Here is a 17,755-nt window from a genome sequence, read left to right on the forward strand (position 1 = left end):
GCGCCAGGCCGAGGCCGCCGAGCAGCGTGATCTCGAGCACGCCGATCTTGGAGAAATCCTCCGGCGCCCATTCGCCGATCCGGCTCAGCGCCTCGCCGAGCGACAGGATCTTGCGCGACGCCAGGATCGAATCCCAGCCGTAAGGCGTCAGGCATCCGGCGGCGAGCGCGAGCACGCCGAACAGCGCCCAGCGCAGCAGCAGCGCGACGCGGCGCGGCCGCTCGGCAGACAACACCGCATCGAGCGCGAACGGCGCCACCAGCGCGATGCCGAATACGAAGCCGCCGTGCAGATTGGCCCATAGCGTGATCAGCGGCAGCGTCCACAATGACGGCACGCCGCGGCGGTCCGCGGCGCCGACCAGCGCCCCGACCCAGGCCAGCATTACGGGCATTGCCAGCACGTGCGGGCGCGCCAGCATGTGCGGGGCGGTCAGGGCCAGGGCGGCGGCGGCGAAGATCACGGTGGCTGTGTCGTTCAGCCGGGCGCCGAGCAGCCGTGCCAACAGGTAGAACGTGCCGCCGAGCGCGGCCGCCGTCATCACCACCGGCCCGGCCCAGCCGGTAAGCTGATAGCTCGCCGCGAATGCGACCTGCGCCAGCCACTGCGTCGAGATCCATGGCTGGCCCGCCATCGTGAACGAGTAGCTGTCGGTCCACGGCACCGCGCGGTGGTCGATGATCCACTGCCCGATCGTCACCTGCCACAGCGTGTCGGGATCATTGAGCAGCCGGTCGCCGGAGATCAGCAGCAGCGCATAGACGCCGAGCCCGATCGCCAGCGGCCACAGCCGCGGCCTGGCGAGGCTGATCTGGTTGGCGTCGGCGACAGTGATGGTCATGCAGCGGCGCTCGCTTGCAGGTTGCGGCTGCGGCGATCCAACACGCCGGCGGATAATTTGGCGTAAACCGGAACACGCACCGCAGCGCGCGCGGGCGGCGAGGAACCCGGCGTGCTGCGCGGCTTTGCCCACCAGCATCGCACCAAAGGCACGTTGACACGGCAAGGCATCGGCCTACATTGAGCCCGTTCCGAGGGGGGCTCCGACGAGGAGCTGAGATACCGCACGCTCGCCGCTTCGATTCGCGAGGCACAGAGACCGCGGTGACCCTTTGAACCTGATCCGGGTCATGCCGGCGAAGGGACAGGGATGCATCAGACAGTCGAAGGCCGCGGCGGGGCCGAATCCGCCAATCTTTCCGCATTTGCTTCCGTTGCTTCGGCTTCAGTTGCTTCAGCTTCAGTCGCTTCGGCTTCAGCTTCTTCGGCGCTGACCGCCGCAGCGCTGCGCAGCGAGAAGCCGGACCTGCGCAAGGACGCGCCGGTGTCGGTGATCGGGGCCGGCATCGCCGGCGCTTGGCAGGCGCTGCTGCTGGCGCGCGCCGGCCGCAAGGTCAGTCTGTACGAGCGCGGCGACAACGAGATGACACAGGCCACCAGCCATTGGGCGGGCGGCATGCTGGCGCCGTATTGCGAGGCCGAGGGCGCCGAGCCGATGGTCAGCCAGATCGGCATGCGCTCGCTGGAGATGTGGCGCAAGGAATTCCCGGACGCGGTGTTCAACGGGTCGCTGGTGGTGGCGCATCCGCGCGACCGCGCCGACTTCGAGCGCTTCGCCAAGATGACCACCGGTCATCAGCGCGTCGACGCCGATGGCATCGCCGAGCTGGAGCCGGCGCTGGCCGGCCGGTTCCGCGAAGGCCTGTTCTTCCCCGACGAAGGCCATGTCGAGCCGCGGCTGGTGCTGGCGCGCCTGCACGAGCGGCTGATCGAAGCCGGCGGCACCATCCATTTCGAATCGGAAATGACGCCGGAAGATCTCGACGGCCTGGTGATCGACTGCCGCGGTCTCGCGGCCCGCGACAAGGCCCCGGAGCTGCGCGGCGTCAAGGGCGAGATGGTGGTGATCAAGACCGCCGAGGTGCAGCTGTCGCGCCCGGTGCGGCTGATGCACCCGCGCTGGCCGCTCTACGTCATCCCGCGCCAGAACAATCACTTCATGCTGGGCGCCACCACCGTCGAGAGCGAAGACGAGCTGGTGATGGTGCGTTCGGCGCTGGAACTGCTCAGCGCTGCCTATGCGGTGCATCCGGCGTTCGGCGAAGCCCATATCGTCGAACTCGGCGCCGGGCTTCGTCCCGCCTTCCCCGACAACCTGCCGCGGATCGCCATCGGCAACCGCCGCGTCGCCACCAACGGCCTGTATCGCCACGGCTTCCTGATGGCGCCGTCGCTGGCCGAGAAGGTGGTGGCCTATGTCGAGCGCGGCGAGATCGACAATCAGGTGATGCGATGCTTGTGACCATCAACGGCGAACAGCGCGAGGTTCAGTCCGCCAGCGTCGCCGCGCTGATGGCCGAGCTCGACTGCACCGGCGGCCACTTCGCCGTCGCGCTCAACTACGACGTCGTCCCCCGCGGCAAATGGGACGAAACCCCCGTCACCGCCGGCGACGAAATCGAGATCCTGACGCCGCGGCAGGGGGGATGAGGATGGCCGCGCAGCGTCGCAGCAAAGCACCGCGCCTGCCCCACGCCCCGCCGTCATCGCCCGGCTCGACCGGGCGACCCAGTATCCCAGAGCGCCGGCGTTCAGCCGCTAGCTCTCTGCGATACTGGATCCCCGCCTTCGCGGGGATGACGGCTGAAGCGGGAGCGACAATCCTCGCGTCGCCCTCACCCCGGCCCTCTTCCGCAAGCGGGAGAGGGAGCAGGTTGTGCTCGGAGCTGACAACATGGTGAAATTCTACGATCGCGAATTCGGCTCCCGGCTGCTGATCGGCAGCGCGCTGTATCCGTCGCCGGCGATCATGCAGGACTCGATCCGCGAGTCCGGCGCCGAGATCGTGACGGTGTCGCTGCGGCGCGAGACCGCGGGCGGCAAGGCCGGCGATCAGTTCTGGTCGCTGATCCGCGAACTCGGCGTCACCGTGCTGCCGAACACCGCCGGCTGCCGCGGCGTGCGCGACGCGGTGACCACCGCCAAGCTGGCGCGCGAATTGTTCGGCACGAACTGGATCAAGCTCGAAGTGATCGCCGACAACGACACGCTGCAGCCGGACGTGGTCGGCCTGGTCGAAGCCGCTTCGATCCTGATCAAGGATGGCTTCGAGGTGTTTCCCTATTGCACCGAGGATCTGTCGGTCGCGCTCCGGCTGGTCGATGCCGGCTGCCGGGTGATCATGCCGTGGGCGGCGCCGATCGGCAGCGCGCGCGGCATCACCAACCGCGACGCGCTGAAGCTGCTGCGCGACCGCCTGCCTGATATCACGCTGGTGGTCGACGCCGGCCTCGGCGCGCCGAGCCACGCCGCAGAAGCAATGGAGCTCGGCTACAACGCCGTGCTGCTCAACACCGCGATCGCCAAGGCCGAAGATCCGGTGGCGATGGCGCGCGGCTTCAAGCTGGCGGTCGAGGCCGGCCGCACCGGATTCGAAGCGGGGCTGATGGGCGCCCGCGATTTCGCTTCGCCCTCCACCCCTGTGATCGGGACACCGTTCTGGCATGCCGTATCCTGACCGTTTCTATCCCGTCGTCGACAGCATCGCGTGGGTTAAACGCCTCGCCGTGCTCGGCGTCGGCACCGTGCAGCTCCGCGCCAAAGACCTCGACGACGGCGCCGCGCTGCAACTCGTCACCGACGCACTCGCGGCGGTGAAGGACACCAGCGTCAAGCTGATCATCAACGACTACTGGCGCGCCGCGATTGTCGCCGGCGCCCAGCATCTGCATCTCGGCCAGGAGGACCTCGCCGAGGCGGACCTCGCCGAGATCCGCAGCGCCGGGCTGACCCTCGGCCTCTCCACCCACGACGACGCCGAACTCGAAACCGCGCTCGCAGCCGAGCCGGACTACATCGCGCTCGGCCCGATCTTCCCGACCACGCTGAAATCGATGCGGTTTGCCCCGCAGGGCATTCCGAAGATCACCGAATGGAAGAAGCGCGTCGGCAACATCCCGCTGGTCGCGATCGGCGGCATCAAGCTGGAGCAGGCCGAAGAGATCTTCGCCGCCGGCGCCGACTCGATCGCGGTGGTCAGCGATGTGACGCAGAACTCCGATCCAGACGCCCGCGTCCGCGCCTGGCTCGATTTCGTCGCCGAGAAGGCGTGATGACGAACGCGACCGCTGCGACCCGCGGCGCCCTCACCCCAGCCCTCTCCCGCACGCGGGAGAGGGAGCAGGCCGTGCGTGAGGCACCGCCGCGACCGAAGCGCTAATTCCCCTTCTCCCGCTTGCGGGAGAGGGTCGGGGTGAGGGCGACACGCACCGTGCCCTCGCCACTCCGACCGACAACACGACCGAACAAAGCGGCCCGAATAACAACCGATAACAGGAGGATGGCATGAATATCCGCTCCAATCCCGAGACCACCCGCGCCGCCGTGACCACCGGCGCCCTGCCCTCCTCCAAGAAGATCTACGCCACGCCTGCGAGCGCGCCGGATCTGCGCGTGCCGCTGCGCGAGATCATCCTGAGCGAAGGCGCCGGCGAACCGAACCTGCCGGTGTACGACACCTCCGGCCCCTACACCGATCCGAACGTGGTGATCGACGTCAACAAGGGCCTGCCGCGCCCGCGCACCGAATGGGTCAAGGAGCGCGGCGGCGTCGAGCAGTATGAAGGCCGCGACATCAAGCCGGAAGACAACGGCAATGTCGGCGCCGCCCATGCGGCGAAAGCCTTCACCGCGCATCACCAGCCGCTGCGCGGCGTCGGTGACGCGCCGATCACCCAATACGAATTCGCTCGCAGGGGGATCATCACCAAGGAGATGATCTACGTCGCCGAGCGCGAGAATCTCGGCCGCAAGCAGCAGCTCGAGCGCGCCGAAGCGGCGCTGGCCGACGGTGAATCGTTCGGCGCGGCGGTGCCGGCGTTCATCACCCCGGAATTCGTCCGCGATGAAATCGCGCGCGGCCGCGCGATCATCCCGGCCAACATCAACCACGGTGAACTCGAGCCGATGATCATCGGCCGCAACTTCCTCACCAAGATCAACGCCAATATCGGCAACTCGGCGGTGACCTCGTCGGTCGAGGAGGAAGTCGACAAGATGGTGTGGGCGATCCGCTGGGGCGCCGACACCGTGATGGACCTGTCCACGGGGCGCAACATCCACACCACCCGCGAATGGATTTTGCGCAACTCGCCCGTCCCGATCGGCACCGTGCCGATCTATCAGGCGCTGGAGAAGTGCGAAGGCGATCCGACCAAGCTGACCTGGGAGCTGTACAAGGACACGCTGATCGAGCAGGCCGAACAGGGCGTCGATTACTTCACCATCCACGCCGGCGTGCGGCTGCAATACATCCACCTCACCGCCAGCCGCGTCACCGGCATCGTGTCGCGCGGCGGCTCGATCATGGCGAAGTGGTGCCTGGCGCATCACAAGGAGAGCTTCCTCTACACGCATTTCGACGAGATCTGCGACCTGATGCGCAAATACGACGTGTCGTTCTCGCTCGGCGACGGCCTGCGGCCGGGCTCGATCGCGGACGCCAACGACCGCGCCCAGTTCGCCGAACTGGAGACGCTCGGCGAGCTCACCAAGATCGCCTGGGACAAGGGCTGCCAGGTGATGATCGAAGGCCCCGGCCACGTGCCGATGCACAAGATCAAGATCAATATGGACAAGCAGCTGAAAGAGTGCGGCGAGGCGCCGTTCTACACCCTCGGCCCGCTGACCACCGACATCGCGCCGGGCTATGATCACATCACCAGCGGCATTGGGGCTGCGATGATCGGCTGGTTCGGCTGCGCGATGCTGTGCTACGTCACGCCGAAGGAGCACCTCGGCCTACCCGACCGCAACGACGTCAAGACCGGCGTGATCACCTACAAGATCGCCGCCCACGCCGCCGACCTCGCCAAGGGCCACCCCGCCGCGCAGCTCCGCGACGACGCCCTCTCCCGCGCCCGCTTCGAATTCCGCTGGCAGGATCAGTTCAACCTCGGCCTCGATCCGGATACGGCGCAGGCCTTCCACGACGAGACCCTGCCGAAGGACGCCCACAAGGTTGCGCATTTCTGCTCGATGTGCGGCCCGAAGTTCTGCTCGATGAAGATCACCCAGGACGTGCGCGACTACGCGGCGGGGCTGGGCGACAACGAGAAGGCGGCGCTGAACCTCGCCGGCGCCGGCTCGTTCGGCAATGTCGGCATGAGCATCAGCGGCAAGCTCGAAGACGGCCTGCCCGCCGAAGCCTTCGCCAAGGCGGGCATGGCGCAGATGAGCGAGAAGTTCAAATCGATGGGCGAGCAGCTCTATCTCGACGCCGACAAGGTGAAAGAGAGCAACAAGGCGCTGTCGTAAGGCGGCAGGCTCTCCACACCACAAACGTCATGCCCGGGCTCGACCCGGGCCTTCTATCCGAAAAGAACGCGGCTGGGCGAAAGCTTGGCCGTCACGTTGATGTTAGGTCAAGACTGAGTGAACTGCTTAGAAAGCGTATTCTTATCAAAAAATCTAACCTGCCGAATTGTGGGACACGGCCCTAGTAGCGATCAATGATGCCACGAAGACACGAGGTAGCGGGTTGCTCAAGACCCAATTCAACGATCTTGCCCCAGTATTTTCTCAGCAGAGTATCAGGAGTCACGTGCACATTTGCGCCTCTGGCAACAATCTCGTCGAGCGCCGTCTGATCGAACTCCTTTTCATTACTAATGACCGCAAAAAATTCAATGTTGAATTCCACATTCGGATCACTCACTCCACTTTTCTGAAGCGCACGCAACACAACAAGAAACTCTTCGTACCACACCCCAGAGTCACCGAACTTCTCCGGTAACATTGCCTTGATCACAATATCCGCCTCGCAGACTTCCCTCAAGTTGCTAGTGGATCGAGTTAGGTCATTCAAATTCGAGGCGATGTCCGTGATATCGTCATCAGTGATCGACCTCATCAACATCAAAATGTGTCCCGCCCGCTTAGCTGCAGTTTGCGGATGGCAATCTTGAATCATTTCACTCAGAAACGGCATAAATAATCTCCAGTACCGAATCTCATTTAGGGTTTCTTTATCATTTCGCCTTTCAGCTCTCTTGATACGCAGCTCAACTTTCGTCGCAATCCAGACTAGAACGGCAAATGATGAGGGTGAGACAATAAATCTTTGAATAGCTTCCAACTCTTTTGATAAGTCTAGTTGCAGAGGACGCTCGTCTTCAGTAGACGTCTCTCGCTTAAAGCCCCCGGAAGCTTGAAGAAAACCAACTTTTCTTACTAGAGAGAGGAGAACAGATAATAGCACAACAATATCGAGCCTGACCTGCTGAACAGCACGATACTCACTACTCTCTACTCTTGTTGAGACCAAGAGAGTTATCAGCGCAGCCATTAATGCAAAGAGTGTTAGAATACCTTGAACAAACTGACCACGATTGGCCAAATCAGCCAAACCAACTGAAAAATTTTGATACGGGAATTCAAAGAACAAGAATAGGGCGCCCACTATAAAGGCGACTATCACACTTCCAATAAAGAAACGAACAAACCAATCCATAGACTGCCCTCAACTCAAGGTCATAAAGCCCGTAGGGCGAATAACGGCCCGTAGCCCGTAGGATGGTTTGAGCCCTTGCGAAACCCATCGCCCCGTTTGCCCTGCGTCAGCCCGAAGGGCGGATTAGCGGAGCGTAATCCGCCCTTCGATCAACGCAAGCGCCGTTACTCTCGGCGGGAGACGCCTTTCGGCTAACCCGCCCGACGGCCGCGCCGATCCGCCCTCCGGCTCTACGGTCCGAACGAGAGCTGCGCTGCGACGGCGGCTTTGTCGATGATCGACCAGACTTGCACGATGCGGCGGTCGGAAAACGCGTAGCCCGTAGGGCGGATTAGCGAAGCGTAATCCGCCCCCGCTCAACGCAAGCCTAACCGCCGCCCGGCGGGTTACGCCTTCGGCTAACCCCGCCCTACGCTCGCTCGAAACGCGCAGTGGAAATGCGCCCGCCGCCAAGCGGCAAAAATCAACGTTGACAAGCACGTCAATTAGGAATAAATACTCACAACCTCTCCCATCGAGGGGCGCCTCCGGAGGCGTCTTGAGGCGGGGAGAGGGGCGGCGTCCTGCGTCGCGTGGTTCGCAGCCACGTGGCCCGGGAGGCCGAGGGTCACCGTCCGCCGCTACTACGAGCGGCCGCCGCTTCAGAGGCTGGACGGGTACAGTGGAGGCCGGGGAAAGCCCGCAAGCTCGCTGTGTCCCGGAAGAACGGTCCTTCGGCCCAAAGATCGCCGCGGTGGGCGCGCCGTGAGGCGTTGCGCGAGGGATCGCAAGCCCTCGCGACAAGATCCACCCTTAGCGCCGCACGGCGCGCCCCCGCCCCTCGCTGCGATAGCGACGGGCGCACAACTCGGGCTCATCGAGCCGCGAGAGCGATTAGCCGTGGCTGTTTGACAATGTGGATCGGAGAACGGGGAGATGCGGGGCGCCTGCCTCACTCACGCCGTCATCGCCCGACTTGATCGGGCGACCCAGTATTCCAGAGCGCCTGTAGCGATGCGGTGCTTTGCTGCGAGCGCTCCGGGATACTGGATCCCCGCCTACGCGGGGATGACGGTTGGGGGGCGGAGTGGCGCTTGGAAGCATCAACGATGCTGCGCGCGACAGCCGACAAACTACCTATTCGTCATTCCGGGGCACGCTCAGCCCGTAGGGCGGATTAGCGAAGCGTAATCCGCCGCCACTTGGACGCAAGCCCAGCCGCCGCTCGGCGGGTTACGCCTTCGGCCAACCCGCCCTACGGTCACACGTCGGCGTTACGTTTTCTTCTTCGCAAACATCGTCTCGAATAGCTCTTTGGCGCGCGTGAGGCCTTCGTCGGTGAATACGACCGACTTTACCTTACCGGCCGGGTTTCCGATCAGACCCTTGTCGTGCAGCCGGTCGAGCGTGTCCCAGTCGTGGCCTTTCCAGGCGCGGGTACGGTCATGCAGCGTCAGATACAGCAGCGCCAGAGTCGCATCGTCGATCTTGTCGGTGTCGAATTCCATCCTCGATCTCCTGGCCGGTTGGGCGGATGAGCGAAGCGTAATCTGTCACTCCCTCAATGAGAACACCGTTGCCACCGGCGGGTTACGCCTTCGGCTGCCCCGCCCTGCGGTCAGGCGACGCTAGGCTTCGCCGAACTCACCTTCGACACCGGCATCACCCGCCCAGTCGAGCGGAAACACCCCGCGTCGGACGTCGCGATGGAACGACGAATACGGCCAATCCTGCACACGGCTAACCAGCCCATGCTTCACCGGGTTGATCATGCAGTACTCGACGTGGCGCGCGTAGTCGGCCTCATCCCGGATGAGATGCTCCCAGAACCGGCGCTGCCAGATGCCGCGTTCGCCCCGCCTGGCGCGGACCGCGCTCAGCCGCTCCTCTTTCGGCAGTGCCTTTGCGAAATGCGTCTTGATCAGCCGCCAACGGGTCGAAAAATCGGCATCGCCGGGCGGCAGAGTCCACACCGCGTGAAGATGGTCTGGAAGCACCACGACGGCATCGATCTCGAACGGAAAGCGCTCCCGCGTGCGCGCGACCGCGTCGCGCAGGGCGGTGATGTGATCGACCAGCAGCGTGTTGCGGCGTTCGAGCAGAGCGACGGTGAAGAACCAGCATCCGCCAGGAACGAAGGCACGACGGTAGTTGGGCATCGGCCACCTCGCGCGCAGATGGCGGATTACGCTTCGCTAATCCGCCCTACGATCGCCTCTCCGCTACTTCACCGCCGCCCGCATCGCGGCCCAGTCGAAGCCTTTCGCCGTCGCCAGCGCTTCGTCTTCGCCGAGGCCCTTGAACGACAGCGACAGTGCGGCGGCGGGGCCGAGCGCGATCAGGATGGTGCCGGACTTGTCGCTGGCCTGGAACGTCCGCGTCACCTTGAAGCCGTCGATGGTGATGGTGCTGGCCGGGCCGTGGCTGGCCTCGGTCTTCATCCCGGTGCCGCCGGCCGCCAGCCGGCTCTGGGCCGGCGCGCCGGCGAGCAGCTGGACGCTGACATGGATCTCGCCGCGCTCGTAGCCGCGCTGCGCCACCACGATGCGGCTGCCGCCGTCCTGCATCGCGAGGCCACCGAGCTTGCCGGCCTTCCAGCCCGGCAGTTCGACCAGCAGCGGGGCATACGGCTCCAAGCCGTCCCCGGCGCGCGCCGGCGACGGCGGCGCCAGCGCCGCTACGGCGAGCGCGGGCCATGCGACAGCCAATCCAGCAAGACGACGACGCGCGATCATGACAACCTCCAATGCAGAACAACGGCGGCAACCTAGCAAGGCCGCAGCCCGCAGCATTGATCTGAGCGCACCATCGCCGAAGGTCGCAGGTCCTCGCGTGGATGAGCCAAGCGCGCCGGATCGGGCGCAGGCCGCATCGCCATTCCCGGACCACGACATCCGCTGCGCTCACCCCTGCTGCCATGACCGCCCGATGCGGTATATTCGATTCCATCCGACTTGCTACTCGTGGAGGCCGCGATGAAAACGGACGACACCCTGATCCTGCATGTCACGCCGCCGGGCAACACCAAGGTGTACCGCGACATCGAGATCGGCGCGGCGTCATCGCTTTATGTCCTCGCCAGGGCGATCGTCTCCGCGTTCGACTTCGATTTCGATCACGCGTTCGGTTTCTACACCGGCCTCACCGGCCGGCAGTTGCTGACCAAGCACCCGATGTACGAATTGTTCGTCGATATCGGCGAGGCCGACGAAAAGCGTGCGCTCTCGGTGAAGAAGACCAAGGTCGCCGAGGCGTTTCCGGCGATCGGCCACACCATGACGTTCCTGTTCGACTACGGCGACGAATGGCTGTTCCGCGTCAAGCTGATCGAAGCCGGAAGCAAGATCGCCAAAGTCAGGTATCCGCGGGTCGTGGCGACGCGCGGCGAAGCGCCGGTGCAGTATCCGGACCCCGACGATGAGGACGATGAGGACGAGGAGGACGGACCGACGTACATGGTCAATCTGCTGACCGGCGAAAAGATCTGGTTGAAGAAGTAGGGCCTCGCCGGCTCGGTCGAGCGCCAGCGAAACCCATCAGAACGACGCCGTACCCGGGGTGATGGGTATCGCTGCGCTCACCCCGTCCGTCCGACCACCGATCCGCTCCGCGCCGATGCAGCTTCGCCGCAGCCGGCGGGACCGGCGAAGCCTCGTCGGCGAGCGGCGGGACGCCTCGAGGAACCGGCGTTCGGCAGATCCTCGCCCCCGCCGCTCACGGCTTGCGAAAGCCCTCAAGCGCCCGCCGAACCGCCTCCTCGATCAACGCCCGGCTCCTCTCCAGCTCGGCGCCGACCTCGGCGGCGCGGGCCGGCGAGATCAGCTTGCCCTCCGCGCAATCGAGCACCAGGCCTGCCGTCGCTTCGGCGTAGGCGGCTGCGGCCAGATACGCGGACGCCCCGGCGTCGATGTCGCCGCCCCAGCGAAACGCCAGCGCGTATCGCCATGACTGCTCGAACGTCACGTTCGGCGTCTCGGACATCAGCACCTTGGCGTCCCAATGATCGCACTCGAACGCCGACGGCCGATCGCGAAGCACGACCGGCAGCGCGCCGTGGCAGTTCGCAAACGGCACCGCGGCCGACAGCCGGAGCGGAAAGCCTCTTGCGTCGATGGCGCTCTGCCATTCCGACATCGAATTCAGCTTGTGGTCCGACAGCACGTAGATTTCCATCGACATGTCAGATCCATCTGGTAATCGGGCGCCCGCGAACGCGACCTGAAAGCTGCTCGGCGAACACGAAGTCGTCGCCGATCGGCCGGCACGCCGACGTTAACGTTCATTTAACCATACCAAAACGCTGACGCGAACCAGACAATTGTCGTCGCGATTAGTATCGCATCACAGCGAATGGAGAGATGCGATGAGCGAAGCGACCCTGATACTTCCGAACATGCGCGGCGGCTGCGCCACCGCCGATGGCAAGGTGCACACGCTGTTTCGGATCAACAGCCGCGTCCGGCGCGAGATGGCGAAGCCGACGTCCGTGACGTCCGCGCCTCGGGCCGCGAACGACGACAACACGCCGGACGATCACGCCCGCGAAGGCTGAGTCCGTCGCGCCGCAGCTCACGCTGCGGCCGGCAGCTTCACCCGCGCGCCGGGCTGAATCGTCGGCGGCGCAGCGTTGAGATGATCGATCGCAAAACCGGCGGCGGCCTTGTAGCCGGCCATGAAGGCGGCGCGTTCGGCCGGCGGTATCACGTCGTCGATGTTGTCGAAGGTGCCGCCGCAGCGATCGTCGACGAGGTTGAGCAGGCCGAACGGACCGGCGCCGCGATTGCGCAGGATCAGCTGCGAGATCGGGCCGCACAGCTTGGCATCGAACGCCGCCAGCGCGGCTTCGGTGGCACCGTACGCGACCATCGCGGCGCCGAGTTCGCGCGCGTCGACGATCGCCTGAGTGCCGCCGTTCGAGCCGGTCGGATACATCGCGTGCGCAGCGTCGCCGATCAGTACCACCGGGCCGTCGCGCCAGGTCTCGACCGGATCGCGGTCGATCATCGGATTCTCGTAAGCGGAGTCGGCCTCGCGGATCATCGCCGGCACGTCGAGCCAATCCCACACCCAGCCGTCGAAATGATGCGCGAACTCGGAGGTCGGCACCTGCCGGAACCAGCCCTGCTGCTTCCAGCCCTCGGCATTGTCGAGCGTGACCTCGGCGATCCAGTTCAGCATCGACAGCCCGGTCGCGGGATCCGGATGCGAGATCGGATAGATCACCACGCGGTGGCGATGGGTGCCGAGCCCGATGAACGAAGCGCCGCTGCGGGTCGGCTTGCCCCAAGTGGTGCCGCGCCACATCACCGCGCCGCCCCAATGGATCGGCGGCTGGTTCGGATGCATCTGCGCGCGCACCGCGGAGTGAATGCCGTCGGCGCCGATCAGCAGCGCGCCGGTCACTTCCGAGCTGCCGCCATCGGCATGCTCCAGCGTCGCCACGACGCCATCCGCGGTCTTGCGATAGGAGGTGACGCGGCGGCCGAGCTGGACGGCGTCGGCGCCGAGCCGCTCGACCACGCGCGCGTGCAGCAGCATGTGGAAGCGGCCGCGATGCACCGCATATTGCGGCCAGCGATAGCCGGCGGCTTTGCCGCGCGGCTCCGCATAGATGTCGTTGCCGTTGAGCCCGACCAGCGCCCATTCCTTCGCCGGCAGGCCGACGCCGTCGAGATCGGCTTCGGTGATGCCGAGGTCGAGCAGTTCGCGCACCGCGTTCGGCTGCAGATTGATGCCGACGCCGAGCGGGCGCATCTCGCGCGCCGCCTCATAGACCACGCAAGGCACGCCGATCTGATGCAGCGTCAACGCCGCCGCAAGCCCGCCAATGCCGCCGCCGGCGATGATGACTCTGTCGCTCATGAGAAGGACGTCCTACCCGCTTGTGATTGCGACTTGCTGTAGCCAGCAACGCCCGGCGAGGCAAGCAAGGGCGGCCGACACGGTGCGGGCTCGGCGCGACCGGTATTCGGCTTTCGCCGCGACGATGCCGCTTGACGAAAACGAACATATCGGGAACATTCTGCAATCAGAAATTGCGGAGCGATCAGCCGGATTGCAGTGGGAGGCGTCGATGCGGTGTGGTTTCCTGGCCTCCAGCGCGGCTTCGGCACAGCAGATTGCCACCCTACCCGCCCCCGACAGGATGCCCTCTCGTGATTAGTCCGGAGGAAGGCGTCACCACCAACCCAGACGCGCTACGGGTCAGCCCGGAGGCCGATCAGGTCACAGGCCGCTGCGAGTGCTGCGGCCGGAGCAGCCGCCGTGTCTCGGGCACGATCTCGACGGACGGCGCCGCAGTCGCGGCCTATCAGGCGTGGTGGACGGTCGGCCATGTCGCCGAACACGGCGCAGAGATCGACCTGATCTGCGGGCGCTGGGGCGACGGCGCCAGCCCGTCCGACCGCTTCGTCGTGCGCCTGCATCACTTCATCGCCGCGACCGGACCGTGGGTGATGGTTCAGGATGCCAGCCTCGCCGACGGTCTCGACCGGCTGGCGGCGCGCGCATTGCGGCGCGACGAGATCATCGGCACGCCGCGCGCCGCAGAGGCCTTCGCGTTGTACGACGCGATCGCGCTGCAGGATGCGCGGCTCGCCGAGCTGTTCGACCCGTCGGCGCCTTGCGGGCATTGCGGCGCGCGGACCGAGCGCCGCAAGCAGGCGTCGCGGCGCGGTTGTTCAGGAGCGCGCCGTGGCCGGACTATTTGAACCCGATTGCCAGGCCCGACAGATCGAGATCGGCGATCAGGCCGACCTGCGAGCCGCTCAGTTCCAGCACCGCGCCCTTCTCGTTGCGCAGCACGATGGCGCGGGCACCAACGCCGACCGCCGCGCCGGCCCCGACCGCGCCGTAGACGCCGACGACGTCGCGCGGCGAGCGGATGTTGCTGACCCGGCCGGCGAGCTGCGCCTTCGAGCCGCCGAACACCAGGCCGTACGACAGGCCGCCGATCGACAGCGGATAGCGCTTGCCGTGGAAATTCAACGTGCCCGAACCGCCGGAACCGCCGATCACCCAGCCGCCTTTATAGATTGTCAGCGTGATCCGTCCCTCGTCCGCCTGGGCGGGCGCGCCCAGTGCAAAGAGGCCGATCAGCACGGCAATCACGGTCCCCAGCAATCCACGCATCCCGCTCTCCTTTATCGCTCGCCCCTTACGGGCTTCGTCTTTCCCGTCTAGCACTACCATCGCGATTCGGGCGCCATGACGGTGAAACCACCACGGCGGCGACACCGGACCTGCAGCTTGTGCTGAACCGGTGCATCGCTCGCGGCGACAACGAACCGCGACGCTGTACCGATACAACAAAAAGGAGAATCGAATGGTTGCCACCCGCCGATCCGCTGTCAGACTGCTCGTCGGCAGTCTGATGTGTCTTGTCGTCGTGGCACCCGCACTCGCGGCCGAAACTCCGAACTCGTCGGACGCTCTCACCGAAAAGCTCAATGCCTATATCGGCTGCCTCAATCGGCTGTCGGCGCGCGCATTCGATTCCCGCGCACGCTACTTCTCCTGGGCCGCCAAGACCGGCCCGACCGGCAAGGAACGGATCGTCTACGGCACCTACACGATCTACGACACCAAGGACTGCCGCGCCGCCGTCGAGAAGGCCAACGCGATCGAGCCGCACGAACCCGACCTCGAAGCCGCGGCCTCTGCCTATGCGGACGCGGTCGGCAAGCTCGAGCCGCTGCTGAAGGAAACCGACGACTACTACACGCAGGAGAACTACAAGGACGACAAGATGGCGAAGGGCAAAGCCCTGCATCCCCGTCTGGTCGCCGCCTGGGATGCGTTCGCGGACGCCGACCGCAAGTTGCGCGGTGGCGTCGAGGTCATCAAGGACCGTCAGTCCGCCGAGAAGCTGGCGGCGATCGAACGCAGCGAAGGCCGCAAGGCGCGCTACCAGATCGAAGCCACCATGATCGACGCCAAGCGCGTGATCCGCGCGGCCGAGGCCGACAAGCCCGATCTGGCGGCGCTGACAGCAGCCATCGACGCTTATGGCAAGACCGTCGCGGCGAACGAGGCTTTCACCGAGGACGAGCGAAACGCCAAGATCGGCTCGATGTTCATGTCGAACGCCAAGTCCTTTCTCGTCACCGCCAAGCAACTGATGCGCCGCCAGCGCGACAAGACGCCGTATTCGAGCGGCGAGAAGATGATGCTGAGCAACGCCGGCTCGGGATGGATGGTGGAAGGCTCGCCGCCGCGCCTGCTGCGCGATTACAATCAGCTGGTCGATTCCTACAATCGCGGCGCAGGCTTCTGAGAGGCCGACCACGGCTCGGTCGGTCGATCGGATTTCCTCGACGATACGGCGCGGGCCGAACTGAATCGGTGAAGCGCCGCGCCGCATGCGATCGGCGTTTATGTGATGGATGCGGCCGCGCCGCATCCATCATCGGCACACTCAGCGATGTCCGGCGCGGCTACGCCCCGCCGCCGCGAGCGAGATGTAGCAGCCGCCCTGCATGCCGAGCTGGAAGCCGCCGTTATCCGGTATGAACAGATACTCCTGGCAACGTCCGCCTGCGATCGGAATCCGGTAGTCGTACACGATCTGACCGGTGTTGATCGTGCGATACACCACGACGCTGGTGGCCCGCGCGCTCGGCATGCCGTACTTGGCTTTGACCTGCTGCAAGCCGGCCTGCAGGTCGTAGGTGATGGCATGGTTGGAGAACTGCGCGACGCCGATCCATGTCGGGATCACGCGCTGTCCGAGGTTCTGCAGGCTGCCGTTGAAGTGGACGATCAGATTGTCGGGCGATCCGCTCCACTGACCGTTGATCAGATAGAAATCGTCGAACAGGTTGACGTTGGCTTGCGGCTCCTTCGTCGAACTTTGCGCCGCGAGATTCAGAACGAACTGGCTCTGAGACAGAGGTTCGAGATTGGCCGTTCTGAAGAAGATCGTGAGAGCAGGATAAGGAAGAAGGACTTCCGCTTGCGCACGCGCGGGCGAAACTGTCGCCAGCAGAACTGCGAAGACGCCGAACACACCGAACACCAGAGCTTTACGCATGGTTGTTCTCCATGTGCCGTTGCAGATGCACGGCGGCGGATCATAGTTGAGATTCAACTCAACACAACCCATGCGGGAATACCGATAAAGCCTCCAAGGCAGGCTTTCCAGTCTTGGATGATGCGCGACGCCAGCGATCCGCGAGGCAGCGATAAGCTTCATGCAACTCACATGCAGCGCCGCTCACCTGATACCGACCATCGTCGAGGCCGGTTCGATGGGTAAAACCCTGCCATTTTACGGGGTCCGGCTTCCGGCGCGGCGGAATTGACGATAGGTTGAGGCAATAGGTTTCCGAGGATTAAGCGGTGCTGCGCAAAGCTTTCATGAAAGTGTTTTCGGCCCATCCGGTCGAGACGATTGCCGCCTGCACCGGTCTGTTCATGATCGTGCTCGGTTTCGCGCTCGGCACCCAATCGGGCTGGATCTGGTTCTGGGGTCAGGTGTCGGCGATCTGCGGCGCCAGCCTCGCGACGCTCGCCGTGGTGTGGACGCTGCGCCAGCGCGCCGCCGAAGCGCGGATGGCCGCCAACCTCAACGTGCTGGCGCGCCAGCTCGAGACTTCGATCAGCCAGATCCACAAATCGGTGAAGGGCGGCCGCGACGAGTCGATCCCCGCCGCCGTGTACTTGGCGCAGATCGAGCAGTGCATCGACAATCTGATCGGTGTCACCCACGAGCTCGGAGAGATCACCGGCCGGCAATTGCCGTTCGACGTGATCGAGATGCTGACCGCACGGGATACGCTGCAGATCGAGGCGCGGATCACCGACGGCCGCACGCCGGAGCGCAAGCTGGTCACCGAGACCGAGAACTGCCCGGCCTGTAAGAAGCAGGTCGAATTCCAGGTCGGCAGCCTGCCCGGCGACAGCGCCAAGCCGACCTGCCCGCATTGCGGCCAGCGCTTCCACGCCCACCGCTCGACCAGCGGCAACATCTTCCTGCGGATGCCGGGCGCCTCTCAATTCACCCGCGCGGTGTCGGTGAATTGCCCGGTGTGCGCCAGCAAGATTCCGGCGAACATCGATCAGGGCAAGCAGCATTCGGAGACGCGCTACTGCTTCTCCTGCGGCGCCAAGGTCTCGATCGATCCGCTCGGCCAGCAATGCACCCTGCTCAGCAAGCAGGATCGCCTGCCCGGCCATGTCAACGGCGCCGGCACGCTGGTGTGCGAGAAGTGCAACGAGCCGGTGATCACGCTGACCTCGAACAGCGCCGGCACCTACGGCATCTGC

General features: G+C 65.0%; 18 protein-coding genes, 1 pseudogene and 1 riboswitch. Of the genes and pseudogenes, 10 read left to right on the top strand and 9 right to left on the bottom strand.

Annotated features, from left to right (window positions below):
• Nucleotides 1–841 (bottom strand): annotated as a pseudogene (locus DYI24_RS06920) (hypothetical protein); the annotation flags it as partial.
• 183 nt (nt 842–1,024) lie between these two features.
• Nucleotides 1,025–1,162, top strand: a riboswitch (TPP riboswitch).
• Here DYI24_RS06920 and DYI24_RS06925 point away from each other — a divergent pair.
• The 5 genes from DYI24_RS06925 to thiC all read left to right on the top strand — a co-directional run bounded on the left by DYI24_RS06925 (nt 1,151) and on the right by thiC (nt 6,315).
• The gene (locus DYI24_RS06925) at nt 1,151–2,302 is read left to right on the top strand and encodes an FAD-dependent oxidoreductase (protein ID WP_246701185.1); all 1,152 of its coding nucleotides are present in this window, start codon (nt 1,151–1,153) and stop codon (nt 2,300–2,302) included. Its footprint overlaps the riboswitch before it by 12 nt.
• Nucleotides 2,293–2,490 (top strand): sulfur carrier protein ThiS, encoded by a 198-nt coding sequence (gene thiS, locus DYI24_RS06930; protein ID WP_107345339.1) that lies wholly within the window; start codon nt 2,293–2,295, stop codon nt 2,488–2,490. Before DYI24_RS06925 ends, thiS begins: the two co-directional genes overlap by 10 nt.
• A 244-nt stretch (nt 2,491–2,734) precedes the next feature.
• Complete coding sequence (locus DYI24_RS06935) at nt 2,735–3,517, top strand: thiazole synthase (protein WP_164571758.1); 783 nt, start codon at nt 2,735–2,737, stop codon at nt 3,515–3,517.
• A complete protein-coding gene (locus DYI24_RS06940; RefSeq protein WP_164571759.1) occupies nt 3,504–4,112 on the top strand; it encodes a thiamine phosphate synthase in 609 nt (202 codons plus the stop codon). Before DYI24_RS06935 ends, DYI24_RS06940 begins: the two co-directional genes overlap by 14 nt.
• Before the next feature lie 232 nt (nt 4,113–4,344).
• Nucleotides 4,345–6,315, top strand: coding sequence for a phosphomethylpyrimidine synthase ThiC (gene thiC / locus DYI24_RS06945; RefSeq protein WP_164571760.1), 1,971 nt, complete (start codon nt 4,345–4,347; stop codon nt 6,313–6,315).
• A 181-nt stretch (nt 6,316–6,496) separates the two neighbouring features.
• Here the strand turns inward: thiC and DYI24_RS06950 are convergent, their stop codons facing one another.
• From DYI24_RS06950 to DYI24_RS06965, 4 genes are all read right to left on the bottom strand, one after another.
• Entirely contained in the window at nt 6,497–7,510 is a 1,014-nt protein-coding gene (locus DYI24_RS06950; RefSeq protein ID WP_164571761.1) for a hypothetical protein, read from the bottom strand.
• A 1,253-nt stretch (nt 7,511–8,763) separates the two neighbouring features.
• Complete coding sequence (locus DYI24_RS06955; protein WP_164571762.1) at nt 8,764–8,997, bottom strand: DUF6429 family protein; 234 nt, start codon at nt 8,995–8,997, stop codon at nt 8,764–8,766.
• Between the two features lie 120 nt (nt 8,998–9,117).
• The gene (locus tag DYI24_RS06960; RefSeq protein WP_164571763.1) at nt 9,118–9,648 is read right to left on the bottom strand and encodes an REP-associated tyrosine transposase; all 531 of its coding nucleotides are present in this window, start codon (nt 9,646–9,648) and stop codon (nt 9,118–9,120) included.
• Between the two features lie 63 nt (nt 9,649–9,711).
• The gene (locus tag DYI24_RS06965) at nt 9,712–10,224 is read right to left on the bottom strand and encodes a hypothetical protein (RefSeq protein WP_164571764.1); all 513 of its coding nucleotides are present in this window, start codon (nt 10,222–10,224) and stop codon (nt 9,712–9,714) included.
• A 240-nt stretch (nt 10,225–10,464) separates the two neighbouring features.
• Between DYI24_RS06965 and DYI24_RS06970 the strand changes: the two genes are divergently transcribed.
• Nucleotides 10,465–10,989, top strand: a complete 525-nt coding sequence (locus DYI24_RS06970; protein WP_164571765.1) for an IS1096 element passenger TnpR family protein — start codon at nt 10,465–10,467, stop codon at nt 10,987–10,989.
• A gap of 214 nt (nt 10,990–11,203) precedes the next feature.
• On the opposite strand, the gene DYI24_RS06975 is transcribed toward DYI24_RS06970, so the two are convergent.
• Nucleotides 11,204–11,668 carry a hypothetical protein gene (locus DYI24_RS06975; protein WP_164571766.1) on the bottom strand — a complete coding sequence of 155 codons (465 nt, stop codon included), beginning with the start codon at nt 11,666–11,668 and terminating at the stop codon, nt 11,204–11,206.
• Between the two features lie 184 nt (nt 11,669–11,852).
• Between DYI24_RS06975 and DYI24_RS06980 the strand changes: the two genes are divergently transcribed.
• Nucleotides 11,853–12,041 carry a hypothetical protein gene (locus DYI24_RS06980; RefSeq protein WP_164571767.1) on the top strand — a complete coding sequence of 63 codons (189 nt, stop codon included), beginning with the start codon at nt 11,853–11,855 and terminating at the stop codon, nt 12,039–12,041.
• 17 nt (nt 12,042–12,058) lie between these two features.
• On the opposite strand, the gene DYI24_RS06985 is transcribed toward DYI24_RS06980, so the two are convergent.
• Complete coding sequence (locus DYI24_RS06985; RefSeq protein ID WP_164571768.1) at nt 12,059–13,351, bottom strand: flavin-dependent oxidoreductase; 1,293 nt, start codon at nt 13,349–13,351, stop codon at nt 12,059–12,061.
• A 293-nt stretch (nt 13,352–13,644) separates the two neighbouring features.
• On the opposite strand from DYI24_RS06985, the gene DYI24_RS06990 reads away from it, so the two are divergent.
• A complete protein-coding gene (locus DYI24_RS06990; RefSeq protein ID WP_164571769.1) occupies nt 13,645–14,199 on the top strand; it encodes a hypothetical protein in 555 nt (184 codons plus the stop codon).
• On the opposite strand, the gene DYI24_RS06995 is transcribed toward DYI24_RS06990, so the two are convergent.
• On the bottom strand, nt 14,192–14,620 hold the full coding sequence (locus tag DYI24_RS06995) for a hypothetical protein (RefSeq protein WP_164571770.1): 429 nt from the start codon (nt 14,618–14,620) through the stop codon (nt 14,192–14,194). The two genes, DYI24_RS06990 and DYI24_RS06995, sit on opposite strands and share 8 nt — an antisense overlap.
• 193 nt (nt 14,621–14,813) lie before the next feature.
• Here DYI24_RS06995 and DYI24_RS07000 point away from each other — a divergent pair, with 193 nt between their 5' ends.
• Nucleotides 14,814–15,764, top strand: a complete 951-nt coding sequence (locus DYI24_RS07000; RefSeq protein WP_164571771.1) for a YiiG family protein — start codon at nt 14,814–14,816, stop codon at nt 15,762–15,764.
• A 141-nt stretch (nt 15,765–15,905) separates the two neighbouring features.
• Here the strand turns inward: DYI24_RS07000 and DYI24_RS07005 are convergent, their stop codons facing one another.
• A complete protein-coding gene (locus DYI24_RS07005) occupies nt 15,906–16,520 on the bottom strand; it encodes a hypothetical protein (RefSeq protein ID WP_205523406.1) in 615 nt (204 codons plus the stop codon).
• 308 nt (nt 16,521–16,828) lie between these two features.
• Here DYI24_RS07005 and DYI24_RS07010 point away from each other — a divergent pair.
• On the top strand, nt 16,829–17,755 hold a 927-nt coding region (locus tag DYI24_RS07010), incomplete at its 3' end, for a zinc ribbon domain-containing protein (RefSeq protein ID WP_164571773.1).

The sequence above is a fragment of the Rhodopseudomonas sp. BR0C11 genome (assembly GCF_010820945.1).
GTDB lineage: Bacteria > Pseudomonadota > Alphaproteobacteria > Rhizobiales > Xanthobacteraceae > Rhodopseudomonas > Rhodopseudomonas palustris_H.